This window comes from Noviherbaspirillum sedimenti (assembly GCF_003590835.1).
In the GTDB taxonomy this organism is placed as follows: Bacteria; Pseudomonadota; Gammaproteobacteria; order Burkholderiales; family Burkholderiaceae_D; genus Paucimonas; species Paucimonas sedimenti.
On record NZ_QYUQ01000002.1, the window covers coordinates 934351 to 953977 of the forward strand.

The 19627-nt window shown below is 63.3% G+C and carries 7 protein-coding genes and 1 pseudogene; 6 read left to right on the forward strand and 2 right to left on the reverse strand.

Going from position 1 to position 19627, the window contains the following annotated elements:
* Positions 1–33: 33 nt before the first annotated feature.
* The 4 genes from D3878_RS04430 to D3878_RS04445 all read left to right on the forward strand — a co-directional run bounded on the left by D3878_RS04430 (position 34) and on the right by D3878_RS04445 (position 6538).
* Positions 34–1920: a potassium transporter Kup gene (locus D3878_RS04430; RefSeq protein WP_119784379.1), complete on the forward strand. Its 1887-nt coding sequence runs from the start codon at positions 34–36 to the stop codon at positions 1918–1920.
* Positions 1921–2075: 155 nt separating this feature from the next.
* A complete protein-coding gene (locus D3878_RS04435; protein ID WP_119784380.1) occupies positions 2076–2912 on the forward strand; it encodes an HDOD domain-containing protein in 837 nt (278 codons plus the stop codon).
* 130 nt (positions 2913–3042) lie between these two features.
* On the forward strand, positions 3043–4356 hold the full coding sequence (locus tag D3878_RS04440) for a hemolysin family protein (RefSeq protein ID WP_119784381.1): 1314 nt from the start codon (positions 3043–3045) through the stop codon (positions 4354–4356).
* Between the two features lie 157 nt (positions 4357–4513).
* Positions 4514–6538, forward strand: a complete 2025-nt coding sequence (locus D3878_RS04445; protein ID WP_158592171.1) for an outer membrane protein assembly factor BamB family protein — start codon at positions 4514–4516, stop codon at positions 6536–6538.
* Positions 6539–6610: 72 nt separating this feature from the next.
* Here the strand turns inward: D3878_RS04445 and D3878_RS04450 are convergent, their stop codons facing one another.
* On the reverse strand, positions 6611–7378 hold the full coding sequence (locus D3878_RS04450) for a 4'-phosphopantetheinyl transferase family protein (protein WP_158592172.1): 768 nt from the start codon (positions 7376–7378) through the stop codon (positions 6611–6613).
* A 7-nt stretch (positions 7379–7385) separates the two neighbouring features.
* The gene (locus D3878_RS04455) at positions 7386–8153 is read right to left on the reverse strand and encodes a thioesterase II family protein (RefSeq protein ID WP_119784384.1); all 768 of its coding nucleotides are present in this window, start codon (positions 8151–8153) and stop codon (positions 7386–7388) included.
* A gap of 345 nt (positions 8154–8498) precedes the next feature.
* Between D3878_RS04455 and D3878_RS24560 the strand changes: the two are divergent.
* Both D3878_RS24560 and D3878_RS24565 read left to right on the forward strand, forming a co-directional pair.
* Positions 8499–14150, forward strand: a pseudogene (locus D3878_RS24560) (amino acid adenylation domain-containing protein); the annotation flags it as partial.
* A 55-nt stretch (positions 14151–14205) separates the two neighbouring features.
* Positions 14206–19596 carry an SDR family NAD(P)-dependent oxidoreductase gene (locus tag D3878_RS24565; protein ID WP_119784386.1) on the forward strand — a complete coding sequence of 1797 codons (5391 nt, stop codon included), beginning with the start codon at positions 14206–14208 and terminating at the stop codon, positions 19594–19596.
* Positions 19597–19627 lie beyond the last annotated feature (31 nt).

Sequence of the window (19627 nt, forward strand, 5' to 3'; positions counted from 1 at the left end):
AGGATTCAAGAATAATTTCAAAGGTGCCAAATAATGTCGGACCAATCCAAATCCCGTTTAAGTGCCCTGACGATTGCCGCCATCGGCATCGTCTATGGCGATATCGGCACCAGCCCCTTGTACACGATGAAGGAGGTGTTTTCCCGCGAACACGGCATTCCGCTGACGCAGGAAAATCTGTTCGGTGTCGTTTCCCTGATCGTCTGGGGCCTGGTGATCATTGTCTCGCTAAAATACGTCACGCTGGTATTGCGCGCCAATAACCGCGGCGAAGGCGGCATCATGGCCTTGCTGGCACTGGCCCTGTCGTCGGTGAAGCAACACTCGCGCTGGTACTTTCCCATCACGCTGGTCGGCCTGGTTGGCGCCTCGCTGTTTTATGGCGACAGTGTGATCACGCCGGCGATCTCGGTGTTGTCGGCGATCGAGGGCCTGGAAGTGGCGACCCCGGCATTCCGGCCCTATGTGGTGCCGATCACGGTCGCGATCCTGGTAGCGCTATATATGTTGCAAAGCAAGGGGACCGCGGGCATCGGCAAGTGGTTCGGGCCGATCGTGCTGGTCTGGTTTTTTGCGCTGGGCGGCATGGGCATCGTCAATATTCTGGAGACGCCGGCTATCCTGGCCGCCCTCAATCCACTACATGCGGTGAGTTTTTTGCTAAGCAAGGGCTGGATAGCATTCGTCGCTCTGGGGGCGATCGTGCTGGCATTTACCGGCGCAGAAGCGCTGTACGCCGATATGGGCCACTTTGGCAAAAAGCCGGTGCGGCTAGCATGGTTCGCGGTGGTGTTCCCCGGCCTGGCGCTGAATTATCTTGGGCAGGGCGCGCTGCTGCTGGCCAATCCAGAGGCGGTGAGCAACCCGTTTTATCAGCAGCTTGGCCCGTGGAGCATCTATCCGCTGGTGATCCTTTCGACCATGGCCACCGTCATCGCCTCGCAGGCCACCATTTCCGGCACGTTTTCCATGACCCAGCAGGCGATCGCGCTCGGTTTCCTGCCGCGCATGCGGGTCATGTATACATCCGAGCGTGAAATGGGGCAGATTTACATCCCGCTGGCGAACTGGCTGCAACTTGTTGTGGTCGTGCTGGCGGTGGTCGGCTTCGGCTCCTCGTCGAAGCTGGCAGCGGCCTACGGCATCGCCGTTACCGGCACCATGCTGATGACGACCATCCTGACCTTTTTCGTGGTCCGCCACAAATGGCATTACAACCTGCTGCTGTGCTGGGCAGCGACCGGTTTCTTTTTTGTCATCGATATCACGCTGCTGGCGGCGAACGTGCTGAAGATCGTGCATGGCGGCTGGTTCCCGATCCTGCTCGGCGTGGTCATGGTGACGATCATGCTGACCTGGAAGGATGGCCGCGCCATCGTGTATGACAATCTGAAAAAGCATCTGATTCCGCTGCAAGACTTCCTGCAGTCGCTGTTCATCAGCCCGCCGGTGCGGGTGGAGGGTACTGCGGTATTCTTCCGCGCCGAAGGCGATGGCGTGCCGCATGCGATGCTGCACAACCTGTTGCACAACAAGGTGCTGCATGAACGGACCATTTTCCTGACGGTGCTGAATGCGGATATACCGTATATCCCGGAATCGGAGCGGGTGAAAGTCCAGCCGCTCGGCCACGAGTGCTACCAGGTCGACGTCAATTACGGTTTCAAGGACGACCGCGACATTCCGCGGGCACTGCAACTGTGCGCCGGCCAGGGGCTGGATATCGAAATGATGGGCACGTCCTTCTTCATCGCGCGGCAGAATGTGATTCCGCGCGTGGGCAGTGCGATCGGCCGCAACATGGCGAACTGGCGCGAAGCCTTGTACGCCACCATGTCGCGCAATGCCCGCGACGCCGCAGACTATTACGGGGTGCCCAGCAACCGCGTGATCGAACTGGGCACGCAGGTCGAGATCTGAGGGCGAATACGCCGGCCAGGCAAGGAAACTTGCCTGAAAAGCCATTTTGCCGACGCCGCCGACATGTTGTTTTTCCTTTCATCCGCGTGCAAATTTGCCTTTTTAGATAATGCCTGACTAGCATCGCCACAAAAGCTGAGAGTATAATTTTCCACATGGACAGACTTGAAGCTTTCAGAAGCATTGCCGAGCAGGCGAGCCGCGGGGACATGGTCTTCCCGACCAATGTCAACGCTTCGCTCAAAATCCAGCAAGCCTTGAACGACCCTGACTGCCATATGGAACTGGCAGCCAAGCTGGTCATGGCCGAGCCGCTGCTGGCAGCGCGCACCGTGGCGATTGCCAATTCGGTCGCCTATAACCGTTCAGGCAGCGAGATCACCAATGTGCGCACCGCCGTCATGCGCCTTGGTTTCCGCACCCTGCAATCGCTGGTGGCGGCGGTCGTGGTGCGACAGATCAGCAGCAAGATCGCCGATCCCGCGCTGCGCGCCAAGGCCGCACAACTCTGGGAACATACCGCGCATGTGGCCGCACTGGCCCATGTGATCGCCCGCAAGGTGACCCGTCTCGACCCGGACACGGCGATGTTCGCCGGCATCGTCCACGAAGTCGGCGGTTTCTACCTGCTCTCGCGCGCCGAAGATTTCCCCGGTCTGCTGGATGGCGATCCCGAGTCCTGGGCGGAATACGGCGAAAAGATCATCGGCCGCGGCGTCTTGAAAAAACTGGCGGTGCCGGAACCGGTGGCGCAGGCGGTCGAGTCGCTCTGGTACGGCTATCGCGCCATGCCGCCCGAGACCCTGGGCGATACCCTGATGCTGGCCAATGACCTGGCGTCGGCGTCTTCGCCGCTGCATGTGGCGGCAGGCGCCACCACCGAAACTTCGGCGTCGACCATCGATTTCGTGGTCGGTGAAGGCACGCTGTCGAGCATCCTTGAAGAATCCGACGAGGAAGTCAAGGCGCTCACCGCGGCGCTGTTGTTCTAGCTTCTACCCTCAAAACTTCCTTCCGTCCCGACTTGCCGCGGTGGCGCACGATCCGTTTGCGCTCTGAACGCTTGCAGGTTGTACAATGCTGCCATGACCAATACCCGAGCACGCCTGGGTGCTCACAGCAATGGAAATAGCCTTACTTTTTGGATTGATCATCCTGAACGGCATTTTTGCCATGTCGGAGATTGCTCTGATGACCGCCCGCAAGATACGTCTGCAAAAGCTGGCCGATGCCGGCGACGGCGCGGCCCTCGCGGCCCTGCAACTGGGTGAGGATCCAAACAAGTTTCTCTCGACGGTACAGATCGGCATTACCTCGATCAGCGTACTCAACGGTATCGTCGGCGAGGCAACCCTGGCCAAACCCTTCAGCCACTGGCTGGAAACACTGGGCGTGCCGGTAACTGCCTCGCAATATTCCGCCACCGCCCTGGTGGTGGTGACCATCACATATTTTTCCATCGTGCTGGGCGAACTGGTGCCCAAGCGGCTCGGGCAAATCGCCCCGGAAACGATTGCGCGCCTGGTGGCGCGGCCGATGATATTGCTCGCCGCTATAGCCAAGCCCTTCGTCAAGCTGTTGTCCGGTTCGACACAGCTGATGTTGCGCACCTTCGGCATCAAGGATTCCGGCCGCCAGGCGATGACGGAGGAAGAGTTGCACCTGATGCTGGAAGAAGGTTCGGATGCCGGCATCATCGAGCAGCACGAACACCAGATGGTGCGCAACGTGTTCCGCCTGGACGACCGCCAGATCGCATCCTTGATGGTGCCGCGCAGCGAGGTGGTGTATTTCGATGCCGACCACAGCCTGGAAGAGAATCTGCTGCGCTTCGAGAACTCCCAGCATTCGCGCTTTCCGGTGGTGCGCGGCGGCTGGAACAATATCCTCGGCGTCGCCAACGCGCGCCAGATGCTGGCGGCGACCCTGCGCGGCGAAAAGCCCAACCTGGTGGATAATCTGAAACCGGCCGTGTTCGTGCCGGAATCCCTGACCGGCATGGGCTTGCTGGAAGAGTTCAGGAATTCCGCCGTCCAGCTCGCCTTCATTGTCGATGAATATGGCGAAGTGCAGGGGATCGTCACCCTGCAGGACGTGATGGAAGCGATTACCGGCGAATTCAAGACCCATCACGCGGAAGATGCCTGGGCAGTACAGCGCGAGGATGGTTCGCTGCTGCTGGACGGCTTGATCCCGATACCGGAATTGAAGGACCGCCTGGAACTGTCGGCCGTACCGGAAGAGGACCGCGGGCGTTACAACACCCTGAGCGGCATGCTCACGCTCTTGCTGGGGAAATTGCCGCAAACCGCCGACCGCTGCGAGTGGGAAAACTGGACTTTCGAAATCGTCGATATCGACGGCATGCGCATCGACAAGGTGCTGGCGACCAAACATCCGATCGCAGAGGACGAAGCCTCGCCCGAGGGGAAATGATCAGCGGCGGGCGATGCCCGCCTTTCCGGGGAGAATGCGGTTGACGCTGATTTGAATCAATAGACCGCACGGCTACCTCCTTATCATGAGGGCGCATGCCGATTGTCCGGCCTGCGCGGCTCCCATGGCCGCTGATTTAACCTCAAGCCGCGCCGACATGCCCATCCCCGCCGTTTTTGTTTCGTTTCCGCGCCATCGGCGCATGCCGCGTCATCCGCTTGCCCTCTTGCGCGCATTGCTGCTTGCCTTGCCACTGGCGTGGCCTGTACCGGCGCCGGCGAACACCGGGATTGCCGGGGATGGCAGGGCGCAAGAGGCCGGCTGGGCCATGTACAACAAGAACTACGAAGGCCAGCGCTATTCCGCTTTAAAGGAAATCAACGCCGGCAATGTCCACGGCTTGCGGGAAATCTGCCGCATCAAGATTGCCCAGGGCGGCTCCTTCCAGACCGGGCCGCTGGTCATCGACGGCGTCATCTACGTCACTACCGCCCGTTCCACCATCGCCCTCGACGCGCGCACCTGCGCCGTGCGCTGGCGCTCACTGTACCAGCCGCAACAGGATGAGGTCTGGGCCGCCAACCGCGGCGTCGCCCATCTCGATGGCAGGCTGTATCGCGGCACGGCCGACGGCCGCATCCTCGCGCTGGATGCGAAGGACGGACGGCAGCTCTGGAAGACCGCCGCCGGCGACCCTGCTAAAGGAGAGTTCGTTTCCTCCGCGCCGATCGCCTGGGGCAAGCTGCTCTTTGTCGGCATTGCCGGTGGCGACTGGGGCATACGCGGACGCATGATGGCGTTCGACCTCGCCAGCGGCCGCGAAGTCTGGCGCTTCAATACGGTGCCCTTGCCGCACGAGCCGGGGGCGGATACCTGGGAGGTTCCCGCTACGGCGGAGACCGGCGGCGGCGGCACCTGGGGTTCGTATGCACTGGATGTCGCGCGGGGTGAAGTATTCGTTCCGGTGGCCAATCCGGCGCCGGATTTCGCGCCGCAGGTGCGCCCCGGCGCCAATCTGTACACCAATTCGGTGGTAGTGCTCGACGCCGCCAGCGGCAAGCTCAAATGGTGGTACCAGCTGGCTCCCAACGATGGCCATGACTACGGCATCGGCGCTGGTCCGATGCTGTTTGAGCGCCGCGACAGGACGGCGGCGGTGGCGCTGGCCGCCAAGGATGGCTTCGTGTATGTGGTCGATCGCGCCACGCACCGCCTGCTGTTCAAGACGCCCTCGACCACCATCGAGAATGCCGGCTTGCCGCCGACCCCGGAAGGGCGGCGGTTCTGTCCGGGCGTGTACGGCGGCAGCGAATGGAACGGGCCGGCATTCGATCAGGCACGCAATGCGATTTTCGTCGGTGCGGTGGATTGGTGTTCCGTCATCAAGTCGGGCACGCCGCAATACCAGGCTGGTCGCCTGTTCATGGGCGGCAGCTACACGCAGGTGACGGAACCGCGCGGCTGGGTCAGTTCGATCGATGCCGACAGCGGCAAGCTGAACTGGCGCTACCAGGCGCAGGCGCCGGTGGTGGCCGGGGTGACGCCGACCGCCGGCGGCGTGGTGCTCACCGGCGACCTGGCCGGCAACTTGCTCGCACTGGATAGCCACAGCGGCAAACTCTTGTACAAATTCGATACCGGTGGCGCGATCGCCGGCGGGGTGGTGACCTACGAAATCGCCGGCAAGCAGTATGTCGCCACCACTTCCGGCAATGTGTCGCGCCTGACCTTTGGCGGCCTGGGTTCACCCAGCATCGTGATCATGGGCTTGCAAGGTGAAAAGGCGCCGCCACCTGTGCGCCTCGATATCAGTCGCGATGAGCCGGAAGTCCGGCTGAAGATCGACAGCAAGGGCAGTGCGGAGGGCGGCTTGCGCGCGCGCCTGGCGGTCTGGAAGGATGCGGTGGTAGCGCGGGTGATGCAGTGGCGCGGCAGTGCAGCGACGCAGACGGCCGGCCTTGAGCACGGCAAGCAATTGTTCGCGCAAAATTGCGCCGGTTGCCATGGCGCCCAGGGTGGCGGGTTGGGCGGGCCCAGCCTGTTGAACTGGGATGCCAGAATGACGCCAGAGAAGACCATGGCGCTGATCAAGAATCCGAAAGCGCCCATGCCGCGCCTGTATCCATCGATCCTTTCCGAGCGCGATGTGGCCGATATCGCCACTTATCTGCATACCCTGTAGGTGAGCTGCTGCGGCATCCTGCCGCAAGCTGAATCATCCGGTCGCACCCGGCCCCGGCCGTTGTTTGCGGCTTTACGTCTGCAGGCTGCCGATTTCCTTGCGCCGCAAGATCTGCAGGCTGGCAGTCGCCAGGTCCATTTCATGACAGATGATCGAGCGCAGCATATCGGCGCCGTCGCAGGCAAGTGCCAGAGCATGGCCTGGCCCGGCTTGCCAGCTGTCGAACAGCCAGTCGCCGGCGTCCTGTTCCGGACGGCTGTCGTCCCGCACACGCAGGGTCCGGGCGTCAACGGCGATTTGTCGCAGCGGCGCCGACATGCCCAGCCCGGTGGCCTTGATGTAGGCCTCCTTCAAGGTCCATTGCGTGAAGAAGGCCAGCGGCCGCGTCGCCGCATCGTGGCTGTCGAGGTAGTCGATTTCACTCGATGAAAAAACCGTTTGCGCGATGCCATTTATGTCCGGCATAGTCCGGATGCCTTCGACGTCGATGCCGCATGCGCCCGCCCGCGTCACCGCGCAAGCGACCATGCCGCGCGTATGGCTGAGGTTGAAGCGCAACGACGGCTGTGCCGAATCCAGTGCGATTTCAGGTTTGCCGTTCAGCCCCGGGGCCAGCGATACCTGTTGCGGGGTACAGTCCAGGTGGCGTGCCAGGCACAGGCGCAGCATCGCGTGCGCGGCCAGGTAATGCTTGCGGTCGCGCTCGAAATGAAAGCGCAGGCAACGTTGCCGTTCTTCCTTGCTCAGCAGGGCCAGGTAGCTCCGCTCGAGTTGTGCCAACGGCCAGGGTTCGGGCCGCGCCAGCCAGACATGGACCTCTTGCCGCAGCCGCGCCGTCATGCGCGCCTCAAACGCTTTCCAGCGCGCGAACGACGATATTGAGCATGGCGGGGTAATGCTGCTGCAGGAAGAAATGATCGCCCGGGAACATGTGGCGCTTGAAGCGCGCCGTGGTGCAGTCGGCCCAGGCATCGAGATTCTCCAGCGGCACGGCGGCGTCAGCGATGCCGCCAAATACCGACAGCGGAATAGTATGGGGCGCAGTGGGCTCGTATTGCCATGTTTCCAGCACCTCGAAATCCGCCCGTATGATCGGCACCAGCATTTCCATCAGCTCACGATGCGCGAGGATTTCCGCCGGGGTGCCGTTGAGCCCGCGCATGGCGGCAATGAATTCGGCATGCGGCAAGGCGTGGATGGGCGCCTTGCGTGGCGCCAGCTGCGGCGCGCTGCGGCCGGACAGGAACAGATGCTTCGGCAGAGGGCGGTTTGCCGCCAGCAGGCGCCGTGTGAGTTCATGCGCAACCGTGGCGCCCATGCTGTGGCCGAAGAAGGCGTACGGGCGGTCCAGCTGCGGCAGGATGCCGGCTTCGATATCGTCCAGCAGCGCCTGCAGCCGGGTGCAGGGCGCTTCGCGCATGCGCGTGGCGCGTCCGGGGTATTGCACTGCCACCAGTTCGATATCCGCCGGCAGCGCCGACGGCCACTGGTGGTATAGCGTGGCTGAGCCGCCAGCATAAGGAAAACAGAACAGGCGCAGGCGTGGCGCGGCTACCGGCCGGGGACGCAGGAAACTTTGGGCGGCGCGCTCACCCGGGAAGAAAGGTTGGCTCATGGACTTTGCGGATGTCCCGGCCGTGACTGGTGCAGCGGGCCAAATACCATGCAGGAAAAATTATTCATTTCTGGCATTTTACTGTACGAATTCCGGCGGTTTCTGCTTAAAAATATTGTGGCAAACAAACAACGTCCCCTATGGCAAAGCACGTCCACTCATATTACCTTTTGGAAACATGGTAGTTTTACTTGGTTTCATTGTCATTTGGTAATTTTCTGTCAATACTTGCTAAAATCTTATTATTAATTGTGCGCTGCCGCAATTGCAATTCTGGCTAGATGTGTTACTGCGCAGCGCAGTAAAAAGACATGGCATCCGTTGGCTGAAAACGAGAGGAAAAATATGCGCCAGGTAGCACCTGAAGGGATCAAGACTTTTGTCGATCTGCTGTCCTACCGGGCAAATATTCATGGCGATGCCCTGGCGTTCCGTTTCCTGTCGTATCCGGTCTCCGGGGTCGAGGCGAAAACCATCACCTATGCGCAGTTTGATGCCCGCGCCCGCCAGATCGCCATGCGTCTTTTGGCCAGATGCAAGCCCGGCGACCGGGCCCTGATGCTGTATCCGTCCGGGATTGAATTCATCGAAGCCTACTTTGGCTGCCTGTATGCCGGTGTGATCGCCGTGCCTGGCTATCCCCCCAAACGCAACCAGAAGCTCGGCCGTCTGAAATCGCTGGTGCATGACTGCCAGGCCAGGGTGGTGCTGACCGATGCGCAGACACGCTCGATTGCCGAACCGCAGTTTGCCGAAGTGGCTGAACTGGGCGCACTCGCCTGGCTGATCACAGATGGCGCCGACGACACGACTCACGTCGCCGCAGGCGGTGACCAGCCAGACCTTCCTGCAGTCAGTGCTGACGACATCGCGTTCTTGCAGTACACCTCGGGCTCGACCGGCGACCCGAAAGGCGTGATGGTCAGCCATGGCAACCTGATGGCCAACTCCCGCAGCATCTATATGGCGATGGGTAACGGACCCGACACCGTGGCCGTCAGCTGGCTGCCGCTGTTCCACGACATGGGCCTGATCGGTAACGTAATGCAGCCGGTGTATGCGGGGATTCCCGCCACCCTGATGGCGCCAGCGTCGTTCCTGCAGCGGCCGTTGCGCTGGCTGGAAGCCATTTCGACGTATCGCGCGACGACCAGCGGCGGACCGAACTTTGCCTACGACCTGTGCGTTTCCAGCGTCAAGGAAGCGGACCTGGCGCAGCTGGATTTGCGCTGCTGGCGCCTGGCGTTTACTGGCGCGGAACCGGTCCGGCCGGAATCCCAGCGTGCGTTCAGCCAGCGCTTTGCCGCCTGCGGCTTCGATTCCGCCGCCCATTACGCCTGCTACGGCATGGCCGAGACCACGCTGCTGGTGAGCGGCGGCGAGCCAGGCAAGGGTGCTGCCACCCGCCATTTCGACGAGGCAGCATTGCAGCAGAATCGCGCCGTGCCGATTGACGCCGGCGTGGACGGCAGCCACGAACTGGTCAGTTGCGGCCATGCGCGCTGCGAGCAGGGCGTCCTGATCGTCAACCCGGACACCCTGAAGCGCTGCAGCGACGGCGAGGTCGGCGAAATCTGGGCCTATGGCGACAGCAACGCCAAGGGCTACTGGCAAAAGCCGGAAGCGACCGCGGCCACTTTCGCCGCGCATCTTGCCGATACCGGCGCAGGACCTTACCTGCGCACCGGCGACCTCGGCTTCGTGCACGGCGGCGCGCTGTACATTGCCGGACGCCTGAAGGATGTGGTGATCATCCGCGGCCTGAACCATTATCCGCAGGATATCGAGCTGACCGCCATCGAGTCGCACGAGGCTTTCATGCCGAATGGCGCAGCGGTGTTCACCATCGAGGAAAACGGCGAGGAGCAGCTGGTCGTGGTGCTGGAGGTCCGTCGCACGCACTTGCGCAGCATGGACCCGGACGCACTGGCACGCGCCCTCCAGCAGACCGTCGTGATGCAGCACGAATTGCAGGTGCGCAGCATCGTCTTCATCAAGCCGGGCCAGTTGCCGAAAACTTCCAGCGGCAAGGTGCAGCGCCAGGCGAGCAAAAAACAGTTCATCGCCGGCGAAATCGATGCACTCGCCCGCATCGACAGGGTCGACAAGGTCGACGCTATGCGCGGCGACAAGCTGCCGCATTTCGATCGCGCCGACTGGCAGGCACTGCCAGCACAGGGCAGGCCGGCGATGGTGGAAAACTATCTGGCTGCGCTGTTCGAAGCGTATGCCGGACTGCCGGCCGCAACGTTGCGGCGCGATGTGCCGGTGATCGGTTACGGTTTCGATTCGCTGGCGCTGACGCGCATCGCCGCCCGTGTCGCCGACGACACCGATGTCGCGCTGCAGGTGCAGCACCTGTTCGAGCATGAAACGGTGTCGGCGCTGGCGGGCTTTCTGCAGGCAGCCCTGAGCGATCCCGCCAGCCAGCGCCAGCGCATCGTACCGCAGGCGGCGGGCCAGCCGTTGTCCCAAGGGCAGCCGCTGTCCTATGCGCAGCGGCGCATGTGGTTCCTGATGCAATACGAGGCCAGTTCGCTGTACAACATCGCCGGCGTGCTGGGCATACGCGGTGCGCTGGACATCGCCGCGCTCGACCGCGCTTTCCAGGAAATTTTCCGCCGCCATGACGCCTTGCGTACCCGCTTTGTCATGCGCGATGACGAAGCCCTGCAACTGGTCGGCGATGCTGCCGACTGGAAGCTTTCGATGGTGGACCTGAGCGACCGCAGCCAGGCCGAACTGGATGAGGCGATCAGCCGCGAACTGGATTATATATTCGACCTGTCGCAGGACATCCTGTTCCGCGCCACCGTCTACCGCCAGGCGGACGGCACCCATGCGCTGGCGGTGTGCATGCACCATATCGTTTCCGACGGCTGGTCGGTGGCGGTGCTGATGCGCGAACTGTCGGCATTGTACGAGGCCTTCGTCCAGGGCAAGGCTTCGCCGCTGGCGCCCTTGCCGGTGCAATATGCCGATTACGCCGCCTGGCAGCGCGGCTATCTGAGCGGCGCGGTGCTGGCGCGCCAGCAAGACTATTGGCTGCAGCAGTTGCAAGGAGTGGCGTCGCTGGGCCTGCCGACTGACCGCGTGCGGCCGGCACGACCGGGCCATGCCGGCAATGCGATCGCCCTGCAGCTCGACGGCGAACTGACGGCGCAACTGAAGTCGCTGGCCAGGGAGCAGGGCGCCACCCTGTACATGACCCTGCTGGCGGCCTTTGGGGTTTTGCTGCACAAATACAGCGGCCAGGACGACATCTGCATCGGCAGCCCGATCGCCAACCGCCGCTTGCCGGAAACGCGCGAGCTGATCGGCTTTTTCGTCAATACCCTGGCGCTGCGCGCCAACTATGGCGGTAATCCGGGCTTCGATGCGCTGTTGCAGAAAATTCGCAAGACGACCGTCGAGGCTTATACGCATCAGGACCTGCCCTTCGAAAAAGTGGTCGACCTGGTCCAGCCGGGCCGCGACCTTGCCACTTCGCCGCTGTTCCAGGTCATGTTCGTGCTGCAGGACGAGGGCCAGGGCCGGATGAGCCTGCCGGGACTGGCGGTGGCGAAGCTTGCCGTGCCGGCGAACACGGCTAAATTCGACCTGACGCTGGAATTGCAGGAAGGCCCGGACGGCCTCGCTGGCCACATCGAATACAAGACCGCGCTGTTCGACGCCGCCACCATGCTGCGCCTGGCGGCGCATTTCCGCCGCCTGCTGGGGGAGATCGTCAAGACGCCGGCGGCGGCGCTGAGCCAGTTGTCCTTGCTGGATGCCGACGAGCGCCACAACCTTCTTGATCTGTGGAATGACACGGAAAAGACCTTCCGCCAGCCGGAGCGCCTGCACCACCTGTTCGCGCGCCAGCTTGAGAAAACGCCGGATGCGCCGGCGGTCATCGCCGGCACGCAGCGGCTCAGCTACGCCGAACTGGATGCGCGCGCCAACCGGCTGGCCCATTGCCTGGCGGCGCAAGGCGTCGGCGCCAATACCCTGGTCGGCCTGTGCGTGGAACGCTCGCTGGAGATGGTGGTCGGCATGCTGGCCATCCTCAAGGCGGGTAGCGCCTATGTGCCGCTCGATCCTGGCTATCCGCGCGAGCGCCTGACCTACATGCTGCAACAGTCGCAGGCGGCGGTGCTGGTGACACGCCCGCAACTGGCCGGCATCTTCGCCGGCCAGGATGTGGCGACGGTCCTGCTGGACCCGGCGCAGCCGCAGGCGCTGGATGCCTGGCCGGCGACGGATCCGCAGGCGGAAGTCGATTTCGACGACCTCGCCTATGTGATCTACACCTCCGGCTCCACCGGTCGGCCGAAGGGCGTGCCGATCAGCCATGCCGCCATCTGCAACCAGATGGGCTGGGTATTGAACCAGTTCCCGCTGCAGGCGGACGATCGCATGCTGCAAAAGACGCCGTTCAGCTTCGACGCTTCAGTATGGGAAATCTGGGCGCCGCTGATCAGCGGCGCGCAACTGGTACTGGCCGCGCCCGACGGCCACCAGGACGTGGACTACCTGGTCGAGACCATCGTCGCGGAACGCATCACCCAACTGCAACTGGTGCCGGCGCTGCTGCGCGCCATGCTGGCCGCGCCCGCCATCAGCAAGGTATCGACGCTGCGGCGGATTTTCCTCGGTGGCGAGGCGCTGCCGGTGGAACTGGCGCGCCAGGCCCTGCACCTGGCTGGCAAGGTGGTCAACCTTTACGGCCCGACTGAATGCAGCATCAACGCCAGCTGGTTCGACATGGCCAACCTGGCGCCGCAGGCGCAAGGCTATGTACCGATCGGCAGGCCGGTCAGCAACCTGCAGTGCTATGTACTGGACGCCCATCTACAGCCAGTGCCGGTCGGCGTGGCGGGCGAGCTGCACATCGCCGGCGCCGGCCTCAGCCCGGGTTACCTGCACCAGCCGCAGCTGACTGCGGAACGCTTCATCGACAATCCCTTCAATACCTACGACAGCCCGAAGCTTTACAAGACCGGCGACCTGGTGCGCTACCTGCCGGGCGGGCAGCTGGAATTCCTTGCCCGTATCGATGAACAGATCAAGGTCCGCGGTTTCCGCATCGAGCTGGGCGAAGTCGAGGAAGTGCTGGCGCAGCAGCCCGGCGTGCTGGAAGCGGTGGTGACCAGCCGCGACGACCAGCAGGGCGGCGCGCGCCTGGTCTGTTTCTATACCCGCAGCGGCGAATCTGCCGAAGTGGACGCGGCTGCCTTGCGCAAGAGCGTGGGCGACCGCCTGCCGAACTACATGGTGCCGTCGCTGTTCGTGCGGCTGGAGGCGATGCCCCTGACGCCGAACCGCAAGATCGACCGCCTGGCCTTGCTGACGACTGCAGTGGACGAAGGCAGCGACGAACGCATTGTGGCGCCGCGCAACGGCGTCGAGTGGAAACTGGCGGCGCTGTGGGCCGAGATCCTCGGCTTGCGAGAAATCGGCGTGCGCCATAATTTCTTCGAACTGGGCGGCCATTCACTGCTGGCAACCAAGGTGGTTTCGCGCATCCGCGGGGAATTCGGGGTCGAACTGTCGTTGCAACAATTCTTCGAGAATGCCACGATTGAAAGCCTGGCCGGGGTGATCGGCGCGGCCAACGCCGCCTGTATCGACGAGCCGATCCGCATCCTCGAACGGCGCCCGACGGAAGCGCTGCTGGTGCCGCTGTCATATGCCCAGCAACGCCTGTGGTTCCTCGACCGTTATGAGGAAAACAGCAACTTCTACCACATGCCCAGCGTGCTGAAGATTGTCGGCAAGCTGGATGCGGCGGCGCTGGAGCGGGCCTTCCTGACCCTGATCGGTCGCCATGAAGTGTTGCGCACCAGTTTCATCGCGCAGGATGGCCGCGGCCTGCAGAAAATCCATCCGTCGCTCGACTGGTCGATGGATGTGGTGCAGTTGCATGGCGTGAATGCCGACGAGAAGGAAGCCGACCTCGCCGCACATGTCGGGCAACAGCTCAACACCAGCTTCAAACTGGAATCGGACGCCTTGCTGCGCGCCGTGCTGTACTGCATGGGGGGGGGACGAGTACCGCCTGTTCATCAACATGCACCACATCATTTCCGATGGCTGGTCGATCACGGTGCTGATCCGCGAAGTCAGCGCCCTGTACGCGGCTTTCGTGCGCGCGGAAGCGCCGCAGCTGGCAGCCTTGCCGGTGCAGTACGCCGATTTCTCGGTGTGGCAGATCGAACACCTGCAGGGTGCGCTGCTGGCACAGCAGGGCGGCTACTGGACGGAAAAACTCCGTGACCAGGCCAGCATCTCGCTGCCGCTCGATTTCGAGCGGCCGAAAAACCAGAGCTACCATGGCGACCGGCTGGCTTTTGCCATTGAGGCCGAGCTGCTGGCGGCGCTGGAGGAGATGAGCAGCCGCCAGGGCGCGACCCTGTTCATGACCTTGCTGGCGGCCTTCAATGTCATGTTGTCGCGCTATTCCGGCGACACCGATATCAGCATCGGCACGCCGATCGCCAACCGCGTGCGTGCTGAAATCGAGCCGCTGATCGGCTTCTTTGCCAATACCCTGGTGCTGCGCACCGACCTCGATGGCGATCCGGCGTTCGCCGCCTTGCTGCAGCAGGTCAGGCAAACCACGCTGGAAGCCTATTCGCACCAGGACATCCCCTTCGAGAAAGTGGTCGACCTGGTGCTGCCGGAACGCGATCCATCGCGCTCGCCGCTGTTCCAGGTGTCCTTCGCCCTGCAGAATATGCCCGAAGGGCAATTTACCCTGCCGGACGTGGAGATCAGCAACCTGGCGCTGGAAAACAAGACCGCCAAGTTCGACCTGCTGCTGGAACTGCTGAATACCGAAACCGGCATGAGCGGCAGTTTCGAATTCAATACCGACCTGTTCCTGCCGGCCACAGTCCGAAGATATATCGACAGCTACCTCAACCTGCTGCGCACCATCGTCGCCGATCCGCAGTGCCGGCTGTCCGCATTGCCGCTGGCAGTGACGGCGCCGGCGCCGGCGCTGCTGGCCTGGGATGACTATCCCTTGCTGCAGGCGCTGTATGCGGGACAGGGCGAAACGTTCGCCTATATCCTGGCGGATGCCGCTGGCCGCGCAGTGCCGGACGGCGCCATCGGCGCGCTGGCATTGCGCCTGCAGCCAGACGCTCCGGCGCTGGCTACCGGCTTCAGCGCCCGCGTCGCGGCACAGGGCCTGGCGCTGCTGACATCCCCGGACGATGTTGCGCTGATCGACGCTCAACTGGTCTATCCGCGCGCCATCGAGCAAAGGCTGCTGCAAATGCCAGGCATCCACGATTGCCATGTCGCGGTGCGTCAGCATCCGAGCCTGGGTAAGCAGCTGGTCGCCTATCTGGTCTGCGACCAGCAAGAAATCGAGGCCGACGCCTGCACCGCCTACCTGGCTGAGAATGGCCTGTACGGCATCGGCCTGCTGGCTTGTGTCAAGGTCGGCGGCATTCCACTGAGCAGCCATGGCGCGGTCGATGCACGGCAGTTGCGCAAGCTTGCCGTGCACAACCGCGATACGCGCGAAGCCTGGGCCCGGCAAGTCACCGACAATATCAAGGTGCGCCAGGCAATCCTGCTGGAGCAGGCTGCCGAGGAAGCACAAGGCGTCTCGCACCTGCACGATCTGTTGCCGCAGGAGGCGCGCACCACGGCGAGCGCAGGCGCACAGCAGGTCAGCAAGGCAAAACGCAGCGATAACCGTCCGGTGTCGCAGGTGCCGGCGCTCATCGTCAGCGACGCGATCGTCGAGACGGCGCACCGTCCCGGCGTGCTGGCGGACATGCTGATCCATAGCGCGATGGCGCATCCGGATCACGGCATTAGCTTCTATTACGCCGATAACAGCACGGCGGAGCTGTCATATCCGGAACTGCTGCACCGGTCGCAATGCGTGCTGAGCGGATTGCGCCAGACCGGCATCGCACCTGGCGACAAGGTGATCTTCCAGTTCGACCGCAACGCCGATTTCATCGTGGCGTTCTGGGCCTGCGCGCTGGGCGGTTTCATCCCGGTGCCGATCGCCATCGCCAAGAACTACCGCAGCAGCAATGCGCAAACCATCAAGATCGGACATGCCTGGAAGATGATGGACAGGGCCATCGTGCTGGCCGGCGCTGCCATCATCGAAGGCGTACGTAATATCGGCGCCCTGGAAGGGCTAGCCGATTTCGCGGTGCACGGCATCGACGCCATGGTTGAGGCCGAACCGGCGCGTGAATTCCATCGCGGCGCCAGCGACGATATCGCCCTGATCATGCTGACTTCGGGCAGCACCGGCTTGCCCAAGGGCGTGCAGCTGTCGCACGCCAACCTGATCGGCCGCAGCATGGGATCGGTGCAGATGAACGGCTTCCATGCCGGCATGCCATCGATGAACTGGATGGCCCTCGACCACGTCGGCGGCATCATCTACTTCCACATCCGCGACATCCATACCGGCGCAGCCCAGGTCCAGGCCGATACCGACTATATCCTGGCCGATCCGCTGCGCTGGCTGCAACTGGTGGACCGGCACCGCATCAACATCACCTGGGCGCCGAACTTCGCCTTCTCGCTGATCGTCGACCGGCAGGAACAGCTGAAGCAGCTCTCGCTGGACCTCAGCTGCCTGCGATTCATGCTGAACGGCGCCGAAGCGGTGGTGCCCAAGACCACGCAAGCCTTCATCGAACTGCTGCAGGGCTTCGGCCTGGGCGAGGATTGCGTCAAGCCGGTGTATGGCATGTCGGAGATCTCTTCCGGCGTGACGTATTCGACGCGCCTGAAGCTGACCTACGGCAGCGACGATACCGTCTTCGTTTCGGTCGGCCGTCCCGTGCCCGGCGTCCACATGCGTATCGTCGACGGCGCCGACGCGCCGATGATGGAAGGGCAATCGGGCCGCCTGCAGGTGTCGGGCGTGACGGTGATGCGCGGCTACCTGGGCGGTGCCGAGATCAATCGCGACGCCTTTACCGCCGATGGCTGGTTCAAGACCGGCGACCTGGCGTTCATCGAGGATGGCGAGCTGACCATCACCGGCCGCGAAAAAGACATCATCATCATCAATGGCGTCAACTTCTACAGCCACGAGATCGCCGAAGTGGTGGAAGCCGTGCCTGGCGTGGCGGTGTCCTATACCGGCGCCTGCGCGGTGCGCCGCGACGGTGTCAACAGCGACCAGCTGGCGATCTTCTTCAATAGCGGCCGCAGGGGCGCAGAGCTGTCCGAACTGATCCGCCAGATCCGCCAGGCGGTGATGGAAAAGAACGGCGTCAACCCATCCTACATCGTGCCGCTGGAAAAAGACCAGGTGCCGAAGACGGAAATCGGCAAGATCCAGCTGTCGCGGCTGGCGCAAGCCTTCAGCCGCGGCGAATACGACCAGGCCCTGCGCGCACTGGATATCGCCGAGCGCAATGAGAACACGCTGCCGGACTGGTTCTTCGGCAAGGCCTGGGTACCCAAACAGCTCGGCAATGCCGCCGCGCTGCCAGGTGGCGGCGCCACGCTGGTATTTGCCGACCAGCGCGGCTGCGCCGGGCGTCTTGGCCTGGCGGGGCAGGTAATCATGGTCGCACGCGGCCAGGCGTTCCAGGAAAATGGCGACAGCTTCCGCATCAATCCCTGCTTGCAGGAGCATTACGCGCAACTGCTGGCGGCGCTGGCGCGCTGCTCGATCGCCGTCGAGCGGGTCATCAACCTGTGGGATTACGACTACGCAGGCGGTGGCGTCGAAACCTTGTTGAGCCGGGCGCCGCTGGCCGATGCCAGCGGAATGTATTCAGCCTGGTACCTGGCGCAGGCTTTTGCCGCCCAGGGCACGCCGGCGCCGATGCGCTGGCTGTGGGCCGCCAGAGGCGCGCAACGGCTTGCGCCGGACGATGGGCTGAACCCGGACAAGGCGGCGGTGCTGGCCTTGCTGAAGACCCTCGGCAAGGAATTTTCATGGCTGCAATGCCGCCACATCGATCTTGCCGCTGCTGATGCTACTGATGGCGATGCCGGCATGGCATTGCACGCAGTGCAGCTGGCGCGGGAGGCGTCTTCCATCCATGCAGACGAGGAAGTCGCCTACCGCGGCGAAAGGCGGCACGTGCTGCGCCTGCGCAGGGAGGCGCTTGCGAAGGATGGCAACGGACGCAAGGACCGCATGGCGGTGGCGGCCGGCGGCGCCTATCTGATCTCGGGCGGTCTCGGCGGGATCGGCTTCGCGCTGGCGCGCATGCTGCTCAAGCAGTTCGGTGCGCGTGTGCTGCTGGTGGGACGCACGCCGCTGGCCGCGCTGCCGGCGGAGAAACAGGACATGCTGGAAGAACTCAGCCAGCTCGGCAGCGTCATTTATACCGGCGCCGACATCTGCGACTTCCCCGCGATCGAAAAGGCAGTGGACCGGGCAGAAGGGCAGTGGCAGCAGAAACTGGCCGGGGTCTTCCACCTGGCCGGACTGGCGCACGAAGAAGCGATGGCCGGCCAGACCATCCACAGCCTGCATGACGCCTTGCGCGCCAAGACGCTGGGGACGCGCGCGCTGTACCGCATCTGCGGGCAGCGCAGCGATGCCCTGTTTGTCAATTTCTCCTCCGTCAATGGGCAGTTCGGCGGCAGCGGCATGGCGGCCTACAGCATCGCCAACCGCTACCAGGAAGCCTTCGTCGAGGCGGTGGCCGGCAATGCCGCCGTCAGGAGCGTGTGCATCGCCTGGAGCCTGTGGCACGACACCGGCATGGGCAGCCAGTACAAGCAGGCCGAAAGCCTGTCGCGGGCGCTGGGATTCACGCCGATCCCGCTCGCCAAGGGGCTCAACTCGCTGCTGGCGGCGCTCTGGCATGGTTGCCGCAATGTGCTGATCGGGCTGGACGACAGCAGGCCGAACATCCGTCGCGTGGTGGATGGCCTGCGCCTGCGCCAGCGGCCGTTGCTGTGCTACTTCAGCAGCGGCGAGCCGGGCCTTGCAAGGGAAATTGCCGCCGGCTGTGTGCTGGCCGACGAATTCGGTAGAACGGTCGAGACCAGCTACGTCCAGCTCGAGGCCTTGCCGCTGCTCGCCGATGGCACGGTCGACACGGCGGCGCTGCGGCGCAGCATGGCGGCAGCGGCACCGGCACGGGCCGAGAAGGTGGCGCCGCGCGACGAGCTGGAGCATACCCTGACGCGTATCGCCAGCGAAGTATTCGGCGCGCCCGAGCCGATCGGCATCAAGGACAATTTCTTCGATGTCGGCGCCAACTCGCTGCTGATCGTCAAACTGCACCACGAGATCCAGCTCCAGCTGGACGTCCAGTTCCCGATGGTGGAACTGTTCAATTCGACCACCGTGGAAAAGCTGGCAGCTTTCCTCGGCCAGCAGGACGGCCAGGGTGGCAGCGGACCGGGCGGCGGCGCGGATGCCGCGCGCAACGCCGGGCAAGAAAGGCGCGCTGCAATGCAGCGACGAAACCGTTCGCGCGATCGCAAGGTAGCGCGCTAATATCCGATAGATCCGATGACCGATTCGACAA

What these genes read in the sequence shown, in the direction of transcription:
- D3878_RS04430 (WP_119784379.1), top strand. Translation starts at nt 34, where the DNA reads ATGTCGGACCAATCCAAATCCCGTTTAAGTGCCCTGACGATTGCCGCC.
- D3878_RS04435 (WP_119784380.1), top strand. Translation starts at nt 2,076, where the DNA reads ATGGACAGACTTGAAGCTTTCAGAAGCATTGCCGAGCAGGCGAGCCGC.
- D3878_RS04440 (WP_119784381.1), top strand. Translation starts at nt 3,043, where the DNA reads ATGGAAATAGCCTTACTTTTTGGATTGATCATCCTGAACGGCATTTTT.
- D3878_RS04445 (WP_158592171.1), top strand. Translation starts at nt 4,514, where the DNA reads ATGCCCATCCCCGCCGTTTTTGTTTCGTTTCCGCGCCATCGGCGCATG.
- D3878_RS04450 (WP_158592172.1), bottom strand. Translation starts at nt 7,378, where the DNA reads ATGACGGCGCGGCTGCGGCAAGAGGTCCATGTCTGGCTGGCGCGGCCC.
- D3878_RS04455 (WP_119784384.1), bottom strand. Translation starts at nt 8,153, where the DNA reads ATGAGCCAACCTTTCTTCCCGGGTGAGCGCGCCGCCCAAAGTTTCCTG.
- D3878_RS24565 (WP_119784386.1), top strand. Translation starts at nt 14,206, where the DNA reads ATGCACCACATCATTTCCGATGGCTGGTCGATCACGGTGCTGATCCGC.